16 protein-coding genes are annotated in these 15,266 nt (G+C 68.5%); 11 read left to right on the top strand and 5 right to left on the bottom strand.

Annotated elements, in window-relative coordinates; all coding sequences use genetic code 11:
- Nucleotides 1-92: 92 nt before the first annotated feature.
- Nucleotides 93-1,214: a phosphate ABC transporter substrate-binding protein PstS gene (gene pstS, locus I2W78_RS20920; protein WP_196464657.1), complete on the bottom strand. Its 1,122-nt coding sequence runs from the start codon at nucleotides 1,212-1,214 to the stop codon at nucleotides 93-95.
- 453 nt (nucleotides 1,215-1,667) lie between these two features.
- Here pstS and I2W78_RS20915 point away from each other — a divergent pair, with 453 nt between their 5' ends.
- Nucleotides 1,668-3,257, top strand: a complete 1,590-nt coding sequence (locus I2W78_RS20915) for an FAD-binding oxidoreductase (protein WP_196461794.1) — start codon at nucleotides 1,668-1,670, stop codon at nucleotides 3,255-3,257.
- A 93-nt stretch (nucleotides 3,258-3,350) separates the two neighbouring features.
- Here I2W78_RS20915 and I2W78_RS20910 read toward each other — a convergent pair whose 3' ends face one another.
- The 3 genes from I2W78_RS20910 to I2W78_RS20900 all read right to left on the bottom strand — a co-directional run bounded on the left by I2W78_RS20910 (nucleotide 3,351) and on the right by I2W78_RS20900 (nucleotide 5,756).
- Complete coding sequence (locus I2W78_RS20910) at nucleotides 3,351-4,067, bottom strand: phosphatase PAP2 family protein (protein WP_196461793.1); 717 nt, start codon at nucleotides 4,065-4,067, stop codon at nucleotides 3,351-3,353.
- Nucleotides 4,068-4,288: 221 nt separating this feature from the next.
- Nucleotides 4,289-5,296 (bottom strand): C40 family peptidase, encoded by a 1,008-nt coding sequence (locus I2W78_RS20905; protein ID WP_230885532.1) that lies wholly within the window; start codon nucleotides 5,294-5,296, stop codon nucleotides 4,289-4,291.
- A gap of 31 nt (nucleotides 5,297-5,327) precedes the next feature.
- Complete coding sequence (locus I2W78_RS20900) at nucleotides 5,328-5,756, bottom strand: ATP-binding protein (protein ID WP_196461792.1); 429 nt, start codon at nucleotides 5,754-5,756, stop codon at nucleotides 5,328-5,330.
- A gap of 199 nt (nucleotides 5,757-5,955) precedes the next feature.
- Here I2W78_RS20900 and I2W78_RS20895 point away from each other — a divergent pair, with 199 nt between their 5' ends.
- The 9 genes from I2W78_RS20895 to I2W78_RS20855 all read left to right on the top strand — a co-directional run bounded on the left by I2W78_RS20895 (nucleotide 5,956) and on the right by I2W78_RS20855 (nucleotide 13,584).
- On the top strand, nucleotides 5,956-6,804 hold the full coding sequence (locus I2W78_RS20895; protein ID WP_196461791.1) for a helix-turn-helix domain-containing protein: 849 nt from the start codon (nucleotides 5,956-5,958) through the stop codon (nucleotides 6,802-6,804).
- A 10-nt stretch (nucleotides 6,805-6,814) separates the two neighbouring features.
- Nucleotides 6,815-7,201, top strand: a complete 387-nt coding sequence (locus tag I2W78_RS20890) for a DUF397 domain-containing protein (RefSeq protein WP_196461790.1) — start codon at nucleotides 6,815-6,817, stop codon at nucleotides 7,199-7,201.
- Between the two features lie 99 nt (nucleotides 7,202-7,300).
- Nucleotides 7,301-7,699: a DUF6507 family protein gene (locus I2W78_RS20885; RefSeq protein ID WP_196461789.1), complete on the top strand. Its 399-nt coding sequence runs from the start codon at nucleotides 7,301-7,303 to the stop codon at nucleotides 7,697-7,699.
- Nucleotides 7,700-7,703: 4 nt separating this feature from the next.
- Nucleotides 7,704-9,773: a hypothetical protein gene (locus I2W78_RS20880; RefSeq protein WP_196461788.1), complete on the top strand. Its 2,070-nt coding sequence runs from the start codon at nucleotides 7,704-7,706 to the stop codon at nucleotides 9,771-9,773.
- On the top strand, nucleotides 9,770-10,681 hold the full coding sequence (locus I2W78_RS20875) for a hypothetical protein (protein WP_196461787.1): 912 nt from the start codon (nucleotides 9,770-9,772) through the stop codon (nucleotides 10,679-10,681). Before I2W78_RS20880 ends, I2W78_RS20875 begins: the two co-directional genes overlap by 4 nt.
- An 82-nt stretch (nucleotides 10,682-10,763) precedes the next feature.
- The gene (locus tag I2W78_RS20870; protein WP_230885531.1) at nucleotides 10,764-11,606 is read left to right on the top strand and encodes a hypothetical protein; all 843 of its coding nucleotides are present in this window, start codon (nucleotides 10,764-10,766) and stop codon (nucleotides 11,604-11,606) included.
- 38 nt (nucleotides 11,607-11,644) lie between these two features.
- On the top strand, nucleotides 11,645-13,051 hold the full coding sequence (locus tag I2W78_RS20865) for a DUF6177 family protein (protein WP_196461786.1): 1,407 nt from the start codon (nucleotides 11,645-11,647) through the stop codon (nucleotides 13,049-13,051).
- Between the two features lie 42 nt (nucleotides 13,052-13,093).
- The gene (locus tag I2W78_RS20860; RefSeq protein WP_230885530.1) at nucleotides 13,094-13,282 is read left to right on the top strand and encodes a toxin-antitoxin system HicB family antitoxin; all 189 of its coding nucleotides are present in this window, start codon (nucleotides 13,094-13,096) and stop codon (nucleotides 13,280-13,282) included.
- Nucleotides 13,276-13,584 (top strand): type II toxin-antitoxin system PemK/MazF family toxin, encoded by a 309-nt coding sequence (locus I2W78_RS20855; protein ID WP_230885529.1) that lies wholly within the window; start codon nucleotides 13,276-13,278, stop codon nucleotides 13,582-13,584. The genes I2W78_RS20860 and I2W78_RS20855 overlap by 7 nt, the downstream gene beginning before the upstream one ends.
- Before the next feature lie 29 nt (nucleotides 13,585-13,613).
- Here the strand turns inward: I2W78_RS20855 and I2W78_RS20850 are convergent, their stop codons facing one another.
- Entirely contained in the window at nucleotides 13,614-14,534 is a 921-nt protein-coding gene (locus tag I2W78_RS20850) for an oxidoreductase (RefSeq protein ID WP_196461785.1), read from the bottom strand.
- An 89-nt stretch (nucleotides 14,535-14,623) separates the two neighbouring features.
- Between I2W78_RS20850 and I2W78_RS20845 the strand changes: the two genes are divergently transcribed.
- Nucleotides 14,624-15,226 (top strand): TetR/AcrR family transcriptional regulator, encoded by a 603-nt coding sequence (locus tag I2W78_RS20845; protein WP_196461784.1) that lies wholly within the window; start codon nucleotides 14,624-14,626, stop codon nucleotides 15,224-15,226.
- Nucleotides 15,227-15,266 lie beyond the last annotated feature (40 nt).

The raw sequence follows: 15,266 nt of genomic DNA, 5'->3' as shown, positions 1-15,266 counted from the left end.
CGGAGCCGTACTCGACGTGCGACTCCTGGCGGCGGTGCACCGGACGGTGCGGGGCCCGGCCCCCGCGTGAGGGGCCGGGCCGCGCACTCAGGTCAGCTCAGGCCCTCGATGGTGGTGCGGACCTTGGCGATGATCTCGTCGGGGATCGGCGCGTAGCCGGCGTCGGCCAGCAGACCCTGGCCGTCCTCGCTGGCGACGTAGTTCAGGAACGCCTTGGTGGCGGGCAGGCTCTCGGCCTTGTTGCCCTTGTCGCAGACGATCTCGTACGTCACCAGGGTGACCGGGTAGGCACCCTCGGCCTTGGTGCCGTAGTTGATCTCCAGGGCGAGGTCCTTGCCCTGGCCGACGACCTCGGCGTCCGCGATGGCCTTGGTGGCACCTTCGGTGGAGGCCTTGACCGGCTCGGCGGCACCGGTGTCGATGGCGACGACGTCCATGCCCTCGGCGTAGGACAGCTCCATGTAGCTGATGGCGCCGGAGACCTGGGAGACCTGCTGGGCGACACCGGAGGAGCCGGACGCGGACTGGCCGCCGTCGGCCTGCCAGGCCTTACCGCCCTCGTAGGGCCAGTCGCTCTTGGCGGTGGCGATCAGGTACTTGGTGAAGTTGTCCGTGGTGCCGGACTCGTCCGAGCGGTGGAAGGCCTGGATCTTCAGGTCGGGCAGGTCGGCGTCGGGGTTCAGCTTCTTGATCGCCTCGTCGTTCCAGTTCTTGATCTTGCTGTTGAAGATCTTGGCGAGGGTCGGAGCGTCCAGGACGAGGTTGTCGACACCCGGGACGTTGTAGCTGACGGCGATCGGGCCGCCGACCATCGGGAGGTCGATGCCCTGACCGCCCTGGCAGACCTCCTTGGACGCGGCGATCTCTTCCTCGTCCAGCGCCGAGTCCGAGCCGGCGAAGGCGACCTGGCCCTGGTTGAACGCGGTGATGCCGGCGCCGGAGCCGGAGCCCTTGTAGTTGATCTGGACACCCTGGCAGGCAGCGGTGAACTGCTTGACCCAGGCGTCGATAGCGTTCTTCTGCGCGGAGGAGCCGTCGGCCAGCAGCTGGCCCTTGGCGTCACCGCAGTCGATGGAGCCGGTCGCGGCGGTCGTCGCGCCCGCGTCGCCACCGTTGCCGGTGTCGTCGGAGCCGCACGCCGTGAGGGCCAGGGCGCCGGAGACGGCGAGAGCACCGAGGGTGAGGGCCCGCCGGTTCATGCGCTGAAGCTTCACTTTCGGGAGTTCCTTCCAGGAGCCGCCGTCCTGATCGGCGGCGTGCGAAGTCTGGTCGGTGGTGGACACGCATTCGGGCACGCCCGTCACCGGTAAGGCCGAAATTAGGCAGATCAGGTGAAGCCGCCTACGGCCGTAAGTGAACGGACGGTGAACCCCTGTGGTCGGTGTGGTTAGGTCACGGAATGCTTACGGGGAGGGCACACATAGGTCCCACCTGGACTTAGTCCAGCACGCACACCGTCAGCAACCCCCAGGAATCTCCCGGACAAGAACATATAAGGCATCACGTATGAACCTACACGGACTACGACTGTACGGGCCAGAACGGATGGGCGACAGGGGTGACGGTGGGTAACCGGCGAGGGCGCGAAAGCGGGGCGGCGATCCGCGGAACCCGTGCGCCCGGGGAGCCGTCTCGTCTCACGTAAGCGGTGGGAGCGGGAGGCACTCATGGAACGGCGTACGTTCATCGGGGGCGGGGCCGCCGCGGTCGTGGGGATCGCGTCGGCGGTGGCGTGCAGCGGCGGTTCCGGCACCGCCACGGCCACCCCCACCACGGGCCGGGCCACCCCCACCGCGGGCCGGGGCACCTCCGCGACGGGCAGCGGGATCCGCACGACCGCCGCCGCGGCCGCCGCCAACTGGTCGGCGCTCGCCCGCGACCTCGACGGCCCCCTGATCCGCCCCGGCGACGCCTCCTGGCCGACCGCCCACCGGCTCTACAACACCCGCTTCGACGCGCTGAAGCCCGCCGCGGTCGCCTACGTCGCCCACCAGGACGACATCGGCACCACTCTCGCCTACGCCCGCGCCCATGACATCCGCGTGGCGATCCGCAACGGCGGCCACTCCTACGCCGGCTGGTCGTCCGGAAACGGCCGCCTGATCATCGACGTCTCCAAGCTCAACCGCGTACGCGCGAGTGGCGACACCGCCGTCGTGGGCGCCGGCGCCAAGCTGATCGACGTCTACCGTGCCCTCGCCGCCAAGGGCGTCACCATCCCCGCCGGCTCCTGCCCGACGGTCGGCGTCTCCGGCCTGGTGCTCGGCGGCGGCCACGGCGTGGTCTCCCGGGCGTACGGCCTGACCTGTGACAGCCTCACCCGGGCCACCCTGGTCACGGCGAACGGCAAGCGGATCACCGCCGACGCCACCACGCACAAGGACCTCTTCTGGGCCCTGCGCGGCGCGGGCAACGGCAACTTCGGCGTCGTCACGGAACTGCACTTCCGCACCCACCCGGCGCCGCAGGCGGTCTCGGCGTATCTGACCTGGCCGTGGAGCAGGGCGGCCGCGGTCGTGAAGGCGTGGCAGGAGTGGGGCCCGGACCAGCCCGACGAGATCTGGTCGTCCCTGCACCTGGCGAGCGCGGCCGGCGGCACCCCCACCGTCTCGGTCGCCGCCTTCTCCCTCGGCACCTACCGCGAACTCCAGAACGCGGTGGACCGCCTCGCCGCCCGAGTCGGCGCCTCGGCGTCCAGCGTGTCTCTCAGGCGCCGCTCGTACGAGGAGGCGATGGAGGTCTACGCCGGCTGCTCCTCCTTCTCCACCGACGCCCAGTGCCACCTTCCCGGCACGACGCCCGGCCGCTCCCCCGAGGGCGCGCTGGGCCGCGAGACGTACGCCGCCCGCTCCGACTTCTTCGACCGCTCCGTCTCGGCGGCCGGCATCCGCGCGCTGCTCGCCCAGATCACGTCGGTACGGGGCGGCGCGGGCAGCATCGCCTTCACGGCCCTGGGCGGCGCGATCAACCGCGTCTCCCCCACGGCGACGGCCTTCGTCCACCGCCGCTCCCGCATGCTGGCCCAGTACATAGCGTCCTGGCGTGCGGGCACGTCCGGGACGACGGCCCAGTCCTGGCTGACGTCGGCGCACGGCGCGATGCGCCCGTACGCCTCTGGAGCGGCGTACCAGAACTACACGGACCCGACGCTGAAGGACTGGCGGAAGGCGTACTACGGGGACGCGGCCCCGCGCCTGACCCGGCTGAAGCGGACCTACGACCCGAACAGGATGTTCACGTATCCCCAGGCGCTATGAGCCTCAGTCACGAACCCTCCGAACCCTCCGAACCCTCCGAACCCTCCGAGCCGCGAGATCCCGGCGTCGTCAGGCCGCGAGATCCCGGCGTCGTCAGGCCGCGAGGTCCCGCTCCTCGGCCGCCCCCGTGGCTTCCTTCCGCGCCCCCGGAATCAGAGCTTCCCGCCCCTCGACCAACGACCGCCGCCGAATCAGCCACCCCACCCGGGGCGACCGCTCCACGGCCTTCGTCACCGGAGTCAGCAGGGCCATGGCGGGCGGCGACAGCAGCAACGCGACAGCCGTACCCAGCGCGAACCCGCCGACGACGTCCGTCGGGTAGTGCACACCCATGTACACCCGGCAGAACCCCTCGACCAGCGCCAGCCCGATCCCCACGAGCCCGAAGGTCCGATGGGCGACGAACAACCCCACTCCGAGCGCCATCGCGATGGTCGCGTGATCGCTCACGAACGAGAAGTCGGTCTTCCCGGAGACCAGGACCTCCAGCCCCTCATGCTGAAGAAACGGCCGGGGCCGCTCCACGAACCCTCGTATCGGCACGTTCACCAGCACCGCGACGCCCGCGGCCAGCGGCGCCCACACCAGCGCGGCGACCGACCCCGCCGCCTCCTCGCCGGACATGCCGTCGCGCCGCCGCACGGTCCACCAGCACCACACCACCAGCAGGACCATGGCGAGCAGCAGTCCGAACTCCCCGACGAACTCCATGCCCCGGTCGAACCACCGCGGCGCGTCCTTGGCCAGGCCATTGATGTCGTAGAGCAGCTCGACGTCAGGGTTCGACCCGGATTGCGCGAGTCCAGCCATGGTGCAGCGGCCCCTTCGTCGTCGTCTGTCGGGCGCATCCGTGCATGCGCCGCTCTGCCACCCCCGTGGTCTGTAGATCCGCGTTCATCGGCTACGTCAACAGGAACGCACGGCCTCCGTCACTACGTTCCACATTCCACTGAATGATCACGCAGACGTTATCGAAGAGAGACACATCATCGCAGCTCAGGGGTAGGGTTCACGCTCTGTCCCAAGCCTCGTCAGACCGCCGAGGGGAGCGCTTTCGCGCCATCCTCGGTGACGCGGGTGGCACCGAAGTAGTCGGGGGTGTCAATCGGGTCGAACCGGATCACGGCACCCGGCCGGGGCGCGTTGATCATGTACCCGCCGCCGACATAAATCCCCACATGCCGGATGGCCCGGGAGTTGGTGAGGTCGTCCGAAAAGAACACCAGGTCGCCGGGGAGCAGCTCTCCCCGGTCCGGATGCGGCCCGGCGTTGTACTGATCGTTGGCGACCCGGGGCAGGGTGATCCCCACACTCTCGTACGCCGCCTTGGTCAGCCCCGAGCAGTCGAACCGCCCGCCCTGCTCGGCCGTTCCGTTGCCGCCCCACAGATAGGGCGTACCGAGCTTCTTCTGCGCGTAGTGAATGGCGGCGGCGGCCTGCTCGGAGGGATCGACCCGCCCGACGGGCGCGGCAAAGCTCTCCTGCAGCGACGTGATGACCTGGACGTAGTTCTGGGTCTCCTTGTACGGCGGGACGCCCCCGTACTTGATGACGGCGTACGCCCCCGCGTTGTACGCGGCGAGCATGTTCTTCGTCGGGTCCCCCGGCACGTCCTTGACGTACTTCGCGAGCGTGCAGTCGTACGAAGCGGCCGACGGAATCGCGTCATTGGGGTCCCACACGTCCCGGTCCCCGTCCCCGTCCCCGTCGACGCCGTGCGTGGCCCAGGTCCCCGGGATGAACTGCGCTATGCCCTGCGCCTGCGCCGGACTCTGCGCGTTCGGATTGAAGCCGCTCTCCTGGTACAACTGCGCGGCGAGCAGCGCGGGATTGATGGCGGGGCACAGATTGCCCCACTTCTGCACCAACGTCTGATAGGCGGCGGGCACGGCCCCCTTGGCGAGCTTCTTACCGGCGCCACTGACCCCGTTGACGAGGTCCCCGGCCACGACGTACACGCCGACGACCAGCAACATCACGAACGAAACCCCGGCGCCCGCTGCGGCAACCGCCACGACCCACGCCTTACGCACCGTCAACCGCCCCTCACCACCCGGGAGTACGCCCAGGTCAGTGTAGAGGCGGACACTCGGCCCAGAGCAGCTTTCCGGCCTGCGCCGTCCCGGGCTCGCCCAGCACGGACACACCCCAGGCGTCGGCACAGGCCTGCACGAGACGCAGACCTCGGCCGTTCTCGGCATCGTCCGGCGGTACGGCGGGTTCGGCAGGGAAGCCAGGCGGAACCCTCGGGTCCGTGTCCCACACGGCGATCCGGAGGCGACCGGGTTCCGCCGACCGGATGCGCAGGGCGTAGGGCCCGGCAGTGTGGAGGTGTGCGTTGGCGAGGAGTTCGGCGGCCAGGAGCTCGGCCGTCGGGGTGAGGTCGGCGAGATCGTGAGCGGCGAGGACGGTGCGGAGGGTCGCGCGGGCGATGCGCGGGGCGCGTGGATCGTGCGGCAGTTGGAGGGTGTAGGCCCAGGGCGGGGATACGGTGGGCATGGAAGTGTCCGATCCGTGAGGGGAGTTGGTGATGCCCAGTGACCTCGCCGCTCCGTCGAGCGGTGGCACTTCTGAGCGGTGCGGCGCCTGCGCTTCAAGGTAGCGTGAACCAATAAGGTCTTATCCCGATTTGCAAGAAGCTCTGACTTAACCACCCGTGCGGGTGACGAGGTGGTGTCGAGGGAGAACGTCAGTGCCCGTGAAAAGCACCCCCACAGGGCGCCAGGCCCGGCTGGGCGGCGAGTTGCGCAAGATGCGCGAGCGCGCAGGGCTGTCGTCGACGGAGGCGGCACAACTGCTCGGCATCAAGCAGCACCAGGTCAGCAACATGGAAGCCGGCCGCCTGGGCGTCAGTGCCGACCGCGTGCGCATGCTCGCCTGTCACTACGAGTGCCCGGACAGGGTCCTTGTCGAAGCGCTCACCCGCATGACACGCGATCGCAGGCGCGGCTGGTGGGAGGACTACCGTGAGCTACTCCCCAGCCCTCTGCTGGACATGGCCGAACTGGAGCACCACGCCCAGTCGTTGCGCGACGCCACCACAGCCCGCATCCCGGGCCTGCTCCAGACGCGCGAGTACGCACTCGAAATCTTCCGTCAGGGAGTCACCGAACTGTCGCCGCCCGACATCGAGCACCGCCTGTCATTCCGCATCAAGCGGCAGGCGATCCTCTTCCGTGACGGCGACCCGACCCCGTACGAGGCGATCATCCATGAGGCCGCCCTGCGCATGAAAGTCGGCGGCTCGACGGTTGCCCGGCAGCAGTTGCAGCACCTGCTCGACATGAGCGACCGACAGCACATCACCCTGCGGGCCATCAGCTTCGACGTCGGGGCCTACCCGGGATCCGGACAGTCGATCCACTACGCGCGCGGCCCCGTAGCCCAACTGGACACCGTCTACCTCGACCAGTCCCACGGACTCGCGTTCCTCGACGCCGAGGCCCAGCTGCACAAGTACCGAACCCTGTTCGACCGAATCGACACAGTCGCGCTCGACCCCGCGAAGACCCGGGACCTCATCCACAACGTGATGCGAGAGCTGTGAAGGGAATGCCATGAACCCCCGCTGGCAGAAGTCGTCGTACTGCTCGGAGGGCGCGTCCTGCGTCTATGTCACCGCCACCCTGGACGCCTCCCAAACGATCCACCTCACCGAAAGCGGCGACCCAACCGGCGCGATACTCACGGCCACCCCGGCCACCTTCGGAACTCTGCTCACCACCCTCAAAGAGGAACCGCACGCCACCGACCCCGATCCCGGCCCCCGGATCGACATCACCTTCGGCGAGGACGAGGACGATGCTCCAGTCATCCTCCGCGAAACCAGCACCCCGGACGCCGTTGTCACAACCACCCGCCGCAACTGGGACGTCTTCGTACTCGGCGTACAAGCGGGCGAGTTCGACCACTTCGCAGAGGGTTCGGCGACCGCAACCGGGTGAACGCACCTTGGCCGGAGCTGAACGTCTGTTGTCAGTGGCGTGTGTGATGCTGAGACGGACCGAGGAAACGTATCAGCACGGGGAACAACGGGGGTTGGCGTGACGGGGTGGGACATCTCCCCCAGTGGCGTGGAGTCGATTCTGTCGCTGGTGGGCCTCGCGGCCGAAGACATGAGCAAGGGCCTCAAGGGCTACGGCGAGAGCGCGGCGGACGCCGCGAGTTTCGCGGGCACGATCAGTGGGCCGTACTGCGGTGACGCGCCCGTAGGGCCGGTGGGCCTTGCAGTGGCGAACTTCGTCTCGGACAACGAGCGCAGCATCAGGTTCATGGCCGCGCGCACCAAGAAGACGATGGACGGCACGGTCAAGGCCACCACCGAGTACATCGAGGGAGACCTGGCCATGGCCGCCGAGGCCCAGCGACAGGCGGCCAAGGTGCCCACGCCGGCCGAACTCCGGGCCGTCGGGGAGAAGGCCGACGGCAAGGCCGGGGAGTAGCGACGTGATCAATCCGGGCGGGATACCGCAGTACACCGGTGATTTCGAGCAACTGGGGACAGCCGTCGCCGACCTGCGCAAGCATGCGACAGGCATTCGGAACGGCGGCGAGGGCATCCACTCCCGCTTCCAGGCGACGGCGGCGTACTACAAGGCCCCGGAGGCGGAGCAGCTCTTCTCCTCCACTCAGCCGGTGATGGACACGGCGGACACCTTCGCGGCCGACATCGAGACCCTCGCCGACGCCCTGGACTCCTTCATCGCCGAGGCCAAGCTCCACGCCGACCGTCTGAAGCAGCTGAAGCAGGACGCCATCGCCTTCGTCGACAGTGTCGAGGGCGATGCCGACTGGACCGAGGACGAAGACAAGGTCAGCAGGCACCAAACGCTGATGGACGATGTGGCGGCAGCGGTCGAAGGCTTCCAGGAGGCTGAGCGCAACGCCGCCAACAAGATCAACGCGATCAGCAAGACCATGTGCCGGCCCGCGTGGGTGCCGGACGACGGCACGCACGCCTCAGGCATGTACGGCGTGGACGCCGACATGCTCAAGGACGTCCAGGACCTGCCGTGGGGCAGCCCCGAGGGGCGCACCTACGAGCGGTGGAGCCTGGACTGGTGGGGGCACGGGGTCAAGAGCTGGGCGTGGGACGGCATCGCCAAGGACAGCGTCTGGGGCGGCATCGAGGGCCTCGGCACCCTTGTCGGCTTCCACGGTACGGAAGCCCGCGACGAGGCCTGGGACGGACTGCGGCGCACCTTCGTCGGCGCCTACGCCTACGGCATGGACCTCGCCGGGCAGGAGGAGCACCTCTCCGACTGGCAGTCGGAGAGCAAGGCGTACGCGAAGGAGTTCGGCAAGCAGTTCATCGCCTACGACATGTGGGAAGAGGACCCGGCCCGCGCCCACGCCGTGGTCACCTTCAACCTCCTCACGCTGGGCGCCGGTCCCGCGGCCGGCCTCGCCAAACTCAGCAAGGGCGGCACGCTGGGCAAAACAGCCGGTACCCTGGCGAAGATCGGCGACGCGCTGGACCCGGTCTCCGGCGGCCTGAAGGCGGCAGGCGCGCTGTCTTCCCTGCCCAAGGTCTCCCAGGTACTGGCCAACGTCAGCGATCACCTCCACCTGCCGAAGACCAAGTTCCCCGACGGCGCCCTCGACCTCAGCGACCGCTACCGGGTCGACAGTCGCGGCAACCTCATCCCCCTCAACCCCGACGGCACCCGCAACTCCACACCAGCCCCACGCGAACCCTCCGCCGCCGAGCGCGCGATCGGCTACCGCGAACTGGTCGGCGCCGGCGCCCGCGCAGGGGAGAGCGCGGCCCGCGCCGCCGACGACGGCCTGTCGTCTCAGGCACGGCAAGACGCCGATGGCCCGAGCAGCCCGGGTGTCGGGTCGTCGCAGGGAGGGCACGGTCACACCGGCGCCCCCGGCGGCGGACACACCCCCGACCAGCCGGGCGCGGACCGCTACAGCAGTCCCGACGGCACGGGTAGCGACCCGGCCGACGGCACAGGCGCTGGGACCGACCCCGTCGGCGGCCATGACAGAGCGGCTGGCGACGCGACACCCGGCGGCCCCTCGTCAGGCGGCGGAGAGAACGTCGGTCAGTCCTCGTCCGGCCAGAAGGGTGTCTGGCCGGCCCGTAGCGACATACCTGGTCCGGCGGCAGGCGAAGATCTCAAGCGTCCTCATCCGAGGCACACGGTCAGCGGGGCCGCCAAGGGTGAGATCAAGGAGAAGAACAGCGTCATTCTTCCCGGATTCGCCGACCAGATCGACAACGACATCGCGGGCATCGCGGCGGGACGGGCAAGACTCATCGACGATGGGAACCGTTACGAAATCAATGGCCGCACGTACGGAGTCGAGCCAGGGGGGCGGGTCTATCCCGATTCAGGACCGGGTATCGTCAACTTGGACAGAAACGAATATGCCGCCCTGCAGCAGTTGGTCAGGGCCAAGGGCGACCTCAATGCCGCACCTCAGTTGACTAGGAACCCCAGGTTCGTCAACAATCCGGACGCTGTCCAGAAGGCGCTGGATGTATACAACGGGACTTACCGATGACCTACAATTTCTTCACCGTCGATCGCCTGCAACCGCCCCTCTTGTCCAATGCCCTGGCGTCATGCATCAACGTGGAACCGAGTACGGTCGACGTCGCTGACGTGGACGGCGATCAAGACGATCGCAACTGGGACGCGCATGTCCTGTGTGACTACACGCACGTCTTCGGTAATGTCTCGCTGACTCTCGACATCTTCGTTCAGGACGCTGTGCCGAATCAGCCGAATGAGGCGGACGCCGCCAAGAAATTCGCCGCAGCGGCACAAACGGTCGTCCTGTACCCAGCCGCAGAGCAGATCCCCAGCGCGTACTGGCTGGTGACCCCGACTGGTTTGCTGACCCGTGCCCGACTGGTGGCAACGGACGACGAACGCCCCACATACTCGATCGACGCGGTTGAAGCTGCCATTCCTCAGCTTCCCGGCGTTCGTGTCATGCAGTTGCCGGAAATCGTTCGTGAGCGGCGCGTTCCCACACCTGTCACCGCGGATTTCACTCGCGCTGTGGACGCACTCCGGCGGTCGCAACACGGTTCTGTGAATGCTGCACTCATTGATGAACCAGGAACCCCCCTGAACCACTCGCGAAATTATCTTGCGGAGTGGGAGAGAATGGTACGGATCATGGCGTCGAACTGGCAGCCGACCGGGCGCTATCCGATTGAACTGTACTGTGACGCCCTACGTGCGCGGGACTTTCTTGCACACCTTTCGGCAAAACTTCCCCAGCCTGTGGATGATTTGCTGCAAAAGGCAGTCGATCAGCTCGACGCAAGGTTCAGGAGCCACACCCAGTTGGATGACACCTGGGCAATCGAGGCGGGAACATCAGATTCATCGGCCACCATGGAGAACCCCGGTTGGTGGTGGCACCGAAAACCTCTAATTCTGCCGTGGGACGGTAATTGAGGTCGGGTCAGGACATAGTGATCACCTCAGATCCCATTGGCGATTGGACTTGGGAAGTCACGTCGAATACTGCAGGGGCAGTATGAGGGACTTCCGTATCCACGCCAGTGGTCTGCTCCTGGAGCAGGATCCGCTGGCCCAGGAAACGGCGCTGTCGCGCGTCATGGCCGACGCCGAATCCCTTGCAGGCGACTTCCTCGTCACCGTGCGGGTCGACTGCCCCGGTATCTGGCTGGAGTCGGGAGCGAAACACCGCGCGGAAAAGTTGTTCGTCGTCCACGTGGACATCTGGGAGGGCAGCCTCCTCACGGTGACGCTGGAGACGTACTCCGACGCGTGGTTGACGATGAACACCCGTGGTCGTGAGCAGCTTGAAGTGCACGCGGAGAACGCACCCCGGCTCGCCGCGGCCCTGGAGGGCATTTCAGCTCTGCTCGGCAGCAAGCCCACGCCAGCAGACCCCAACCGCCACGCGACTCCGACGGAGACGGGTTTCGAGGACCCGAGGATCGAGGGCCCCGCTTACGACGACTCCTGGGGGACATTCGAGGTCCCGCGCCGATCCACCCTGCTCCGGGCCAGAATTCCGGCCTCCGAGGACGAGTACGAGCAGACCACCGACCACCCGGTGCGCTACTTCACGATCCGGCGTGGTGGAAAGACGCTGGGGTACATGTGGTCCTCGTTCGGCGACGAGGCCGCAGGCTACGAACCGCGAACCGCCGCAGGCGAGGAGGCATTCGAGGCAGGATCCGGATGGCTGATGCGCCTGCGGGCCGCCCATGGCCAAGGGCTCAGCGCGCTCGCCGCGCTGGACTGGTTGGCGCAGAACCCACCGCAGCCCGACATCGGCCTGATCGTCGAGGACACCCCTCAAGAAGCCCCGTCTTTGGACGCCCTGGAAGAGTTCTCGGGCCGCTACTGACCCTGACAACACCCGCCTCCCCCATCAGCGAGCAGCACATGACCCAAGACGTCATCGCCCTCACCCCAGAGATGCCGGACATCAAGACCCTGCTGGCCGCACTCCACGCCGGCGGCCCCGACCTGCGCGTCAGCCAGGCCGGCGGCGGGGCCGTCGCGCAGTTGTGCACGGACGACGGACAGCCCCTGGTGTCGGTCGAGGCACCCCGCTACCTCCAGGTGCCCGGTGAGGTCGAGCGGTTGCTCGGGCCGAGTGCCCGGACGGACGCGCCGGTGTGGTGGACCGAGGCGAGGGCGACCACACGGGTCGAGGAGGCCAGACGGCTGGCCGGGTCCATAGCCGGGCGGCTGGCCACCGTACTCGGCGGCACGACGTGGCCACGCGAGGCCGCCCACACCGATGTCGTGACTGTCCCCACCCACGGTGACGCGGCCGCCACGCCAGCCGATGTCGACGTGCTCACCGACAGGGCCGCCGTCGTCCTCCAGGACCGCCCGCTCGTGGCAGCCACGACCTGGCTGACCGACGTGGTGCGCAGCACCCTCCAGTCCGGGCACGAGTTGCACATCGTCACCCCACCCGGAACCCGGCTCACCCTGCCCGCACGTTCCGTACTGGAGCGCATCCCCGCACGCTGGGTCGTACGCGACCCCGATTGCGGCTACTACGACGGACTCTCCGGAGCCGTACTGCACTGGCACGAAGGACACTTCGCCCCCGCCGGTGACATCGCACCCGGGATCGCGCACGCCTTCCAGCGACCGCCCGCTCCCAGCGGCGAACGGCAGCTCCACCTGTCCCTCCGCACCATCCACCCCGCCGATGAGCGCCTGCTCCTCGGCGGCGCACTTGAACACACCTGGCAGACCCTCACCGGAGCGCCGCCCGCAGGTTGGGCCAGTGCCGAACCCGTCAACGTCCCTTGGTCACCAAGGCAGCTGACCGAACTCGCCCGCACCCGCGCCCGCCAGTCCATGCCCACCTGGCTGGTCGTCATAGGCGCCCCCGACCGCCCGGCGATCGCCACCCTGCGCATCGTCCGCACGCGCCTCGGCGTCGAGGAGCACATCTCCATGGCCCTCGGCTACACCGTCGGCGAAACGGTCCCGGCGGACCGCCTGCCCGAGGCCGCCGAGACACTCACGACCGACCACAACGTGGCCACGATGGTCACCGAACTACGCACCGCCCAGGCCGACCTGACGGTGCCGGCCCACCACGAGCCACCGCCGATCCCGCTCACCCTCACCCTCGGCCCCGACGCCCTGGCGGACCTCGGCACGGACCACGCCCGCAACGCCCTACCCGGAGCCGCGCCCCTCCAGCTCGGCCCGGCCACCCGGCCCGCCCTCCACTACTCACTCGGCACGGGCACCGATCCCACCGCGTGGGAGCGCCTGCGACAGATCGACGAGCGGCTGAGAGGCAGGAGCGCGAAAGGGTGATGGGTCACCCTTTGAGCGGTATGACTCGAGTACGATGCGAGTATGACCGCGAAGATCACAGTGTCGCTCTCCGATGAAACAGCCAGCTACGTCCGCGCCCACGCCCCTGAAGGCAATGTGTCCGCGTACATAGACCGACTCATTCGTCGGCAGATCACGCTGGACGCGGCACAGCAGCTGGCCGCCGCCGGCTACCGACCGGACCTGGACGGGGAAGGCGACGCGTGGTGAAGAGGGGGGACATCTGGCAGGTCAAGGGCACTCAAGGTGAACGCACGGTCTGTGTGGTCAGTCTCGACGGACTCGATGAGGCCTTCGGCGCCTGCCTGGCCATCGTGCTGCATCCGCCCGGCGCCTATCCGGACACCATCATGTCCGTACACCTGAGCGCTCCCGTGGAAGGCGTCGCCGTGGCTCTCAACCTCGCTCAGCTCAAGACAACGCGCTTCCATGACGGCACCTACCTGGGAAACATCGGTCCAGACGCCCTCGCACGCGTCGACCAGGCCCTCCGAGCAGTTCTCGACCTCTGAGGAAGCAACTCGACGGCGAGGAGCCTTCCTCACGCCCGCGCCGCATCCATCAGCGGAAACGTCACCCCCGTCAGCTCCTCCGACACCGACCACAGCCGACGCGCCGCCGCCGGATCGCCGGCCGCTGCCGAGCGGCCCACCAGCGTGGGGGCGCCGCGCATCTCGCCGAGGCCGTCCGGGCCGACGAAGCTCGCGCCCGGCAGGTCCATGACCGCCGCGTACAGGGTCGGCAGGGCGCCTGCCCTGTCGTCCTGGGCGAAGAACTTGTTGCCGAGCCGCATGACAGCGCGGGACACGGGGCTCGCCGCGTGGCTCTGGAGGTTGGTGGCCGCGTAGCCGGGGTGGGCGGCGAGGGCGCGGACCGGTGAGCCGGCCCCCGTCAGCCGGCGCTGGAGTTCCAGGGTGAACAGCAGGTTCGCCAGCTTGGACTGGGCGTAGGCGCGAACCGGGGTGTAACCCCTCGTCAGGTTCAGGTCGTCGAAGTTGATGACACCGGCGCCGAAGCGATGGGCGCCCGACGACACGGTGACGACGCGGTCGGTGACGTACGGCAGCAGCAGGTTCGTCAGCGCGAAGTGACCGAGATGGTTCGTGCCGAACTGCATCTCGAAGCCGTCCTTGGTCCGCTGCTCGGGCAGCATCATCACGCCCGCGTTGTTGATCAGCAGGTCCAGCGGACGGTCGCCCCACTCCTGCGCGAACTCCCGCACCGACGCCAGGTCCGCGAGGTCGAGCCGCCGCACCTCCGTACTGCCGCGCACGGTCGCCGCCGCTGTCCGCCCTCGCTGCGGATCCCGTACCGCGAAGACGACATGCGCCCCCGCACCCGCCAGCGCGTCCGCGGCCGCCAGGCCGATACCGCTGTTGGCGCCCGTGACGACCGCCGTCCGGCCGGTGAGGTCGGGCAGACGGCCGACGTTCCACTTACTCGCGTTGCTCTTGGTAGCCATGCCCCCAATGTAGGCAGCGACAACAATGCTGTCAACGACAACAATAGTGACAGTGCCAACAAAGATGGCGGCGTCAACATCGAGATACGATGATGCGCATGCCCGAGACCCGCCCCTACCACCACGGAGACCTGCGCGCCGCCCTGCTCGCCGGCGCGGAGCGCACCTTGCGGGAGAAGGGCGCCGCCGCACTGTCCCTGCGCGAACTCGCCCGCGAGACCGGCGTCAGCCACGCCGCCCCGGGCCGGCACTTCAAGGACAAGCAGGCCCTGCTCGACGCCCTCGCCCTCGCCGGCTTCGAGCGCCTGACCCGGACCCTGGACACCGCGGACGACCCCGACCTCCCCCTGGAGGAGCGGCTCACCGCGCTCGCGCGCGCCTACCTCGGCTTCACCATCGACAACCCCGCGCTCCTGGAGCTCATGTACGCCCGCAAGCACGACCCGGACGTCTCCGAGCAGCTCGCCGCCGCGGTGGAACGCACGATCACACCCTTCCTCCGGCTGATCGCGGACGCCCAGCAGCGCGGCGAGATCGTCGAGGGCGACCCCGAAGGCATCACGCTCCTCGCGGGCGCCAGCCTGCACGGCATCGCCGCCTTCACCGCCAACGGCACGTTCCCGCCCCAGGCCGCACTCGACGGCATCGGCGAAGTCGTCCACCACCTGCTGCACGGACTGCGCCCTCGCTGACCCCTCGTCACGGCCCGGCGGCACAACGGCGATAGCCTTC

Source organism: Streptomyces spinoverrucosus (assembly GCF_015712165.1).
GTDB lineage: Bacteria > Actinomycetota > Actinomycetes > Streptomycetales > Streptomycetaceae > Streptomyces > Streptomyces spinoverrucosus_A.
This window is presented reverse-complemented; position numbering and strand designations above follow the sequence as displayed.

Excerpts from the sequence above, each read along its gene's own strand:
- I2W78_RS20860 (WP_230885530.1), top strand. The coding sequence starts at position 13,094 with ATGACCGCGAAGATCACAGTGTCGCTCTCCGATGAAACAGCCAGCTAC.
- I2W78_RS20875 (WP_196461787.1), top strand. The coding sequence starts at position 9,770 with ATGACCTACAATTTCTTCACCGTCGATCGCCTGCAACCGCCCCTCTTG.
- I2W78_RS20870 (WP_230885531.1), top strand. The coding sequence starts at position 10,764 with ATGAGGGACTTCCGTATCCACGCCAGTGGTCTGCTCCTGGAGCAGGAT.
- I2W78_RS20890 (WP_196461790.1), top strand. The coding sequence starts at position 6,815 with ATGAACCCCCGCTGGCAGAAGTCGTCGTACTGCTCGGAGGGCGCGTCC.
- I2W78_RS20915 (WP_196461794.1), top strand. The coding sequence starts at position 1,668 with ATGGAACGGCGTACGTTCATCGGGGGCGGGGCCGCCGCGGTCGTGGGG.
- I2W78_RS20865 (WP_196461786.1), top strand. The coding sequence starts at position 11,645 with ATGACCCAAGACGTCATCGCCCTCACCCCAGAGATGCCGGACATCAAG.
- I2W78_RS20900 (WP_196461792.1), bottom strand. The coding sequence starts at position 5,756 with ATGCCCACCGTATCCCCGCCCTGGGCCTACACCCTCCAACTGCCGCAC.
- I2W78_RS20910 (WP_196461793.1), bottom strand. The coding sequence starts at position 4,067 with ATGGCTGGACTCGCGCAATCCGGGTCGAACCCTGACGTCGAGCTGCTC.
- I2W78_RS20850 (WP_196461785.1), bottom strand. The coding sequence starts at position 14,534 with ATGGCTACCAAGAGCAACGCGAGTAAGTGGAACGTCGGCCGTCTGCCC.
- I2W78_RS20845 (WP_196461784.1), top strand. The coding sequence starts at position 14,624 with ATGATGCGCATGCCCGAGACCCGCCCCTACCACCACGGAGACCTGCGC.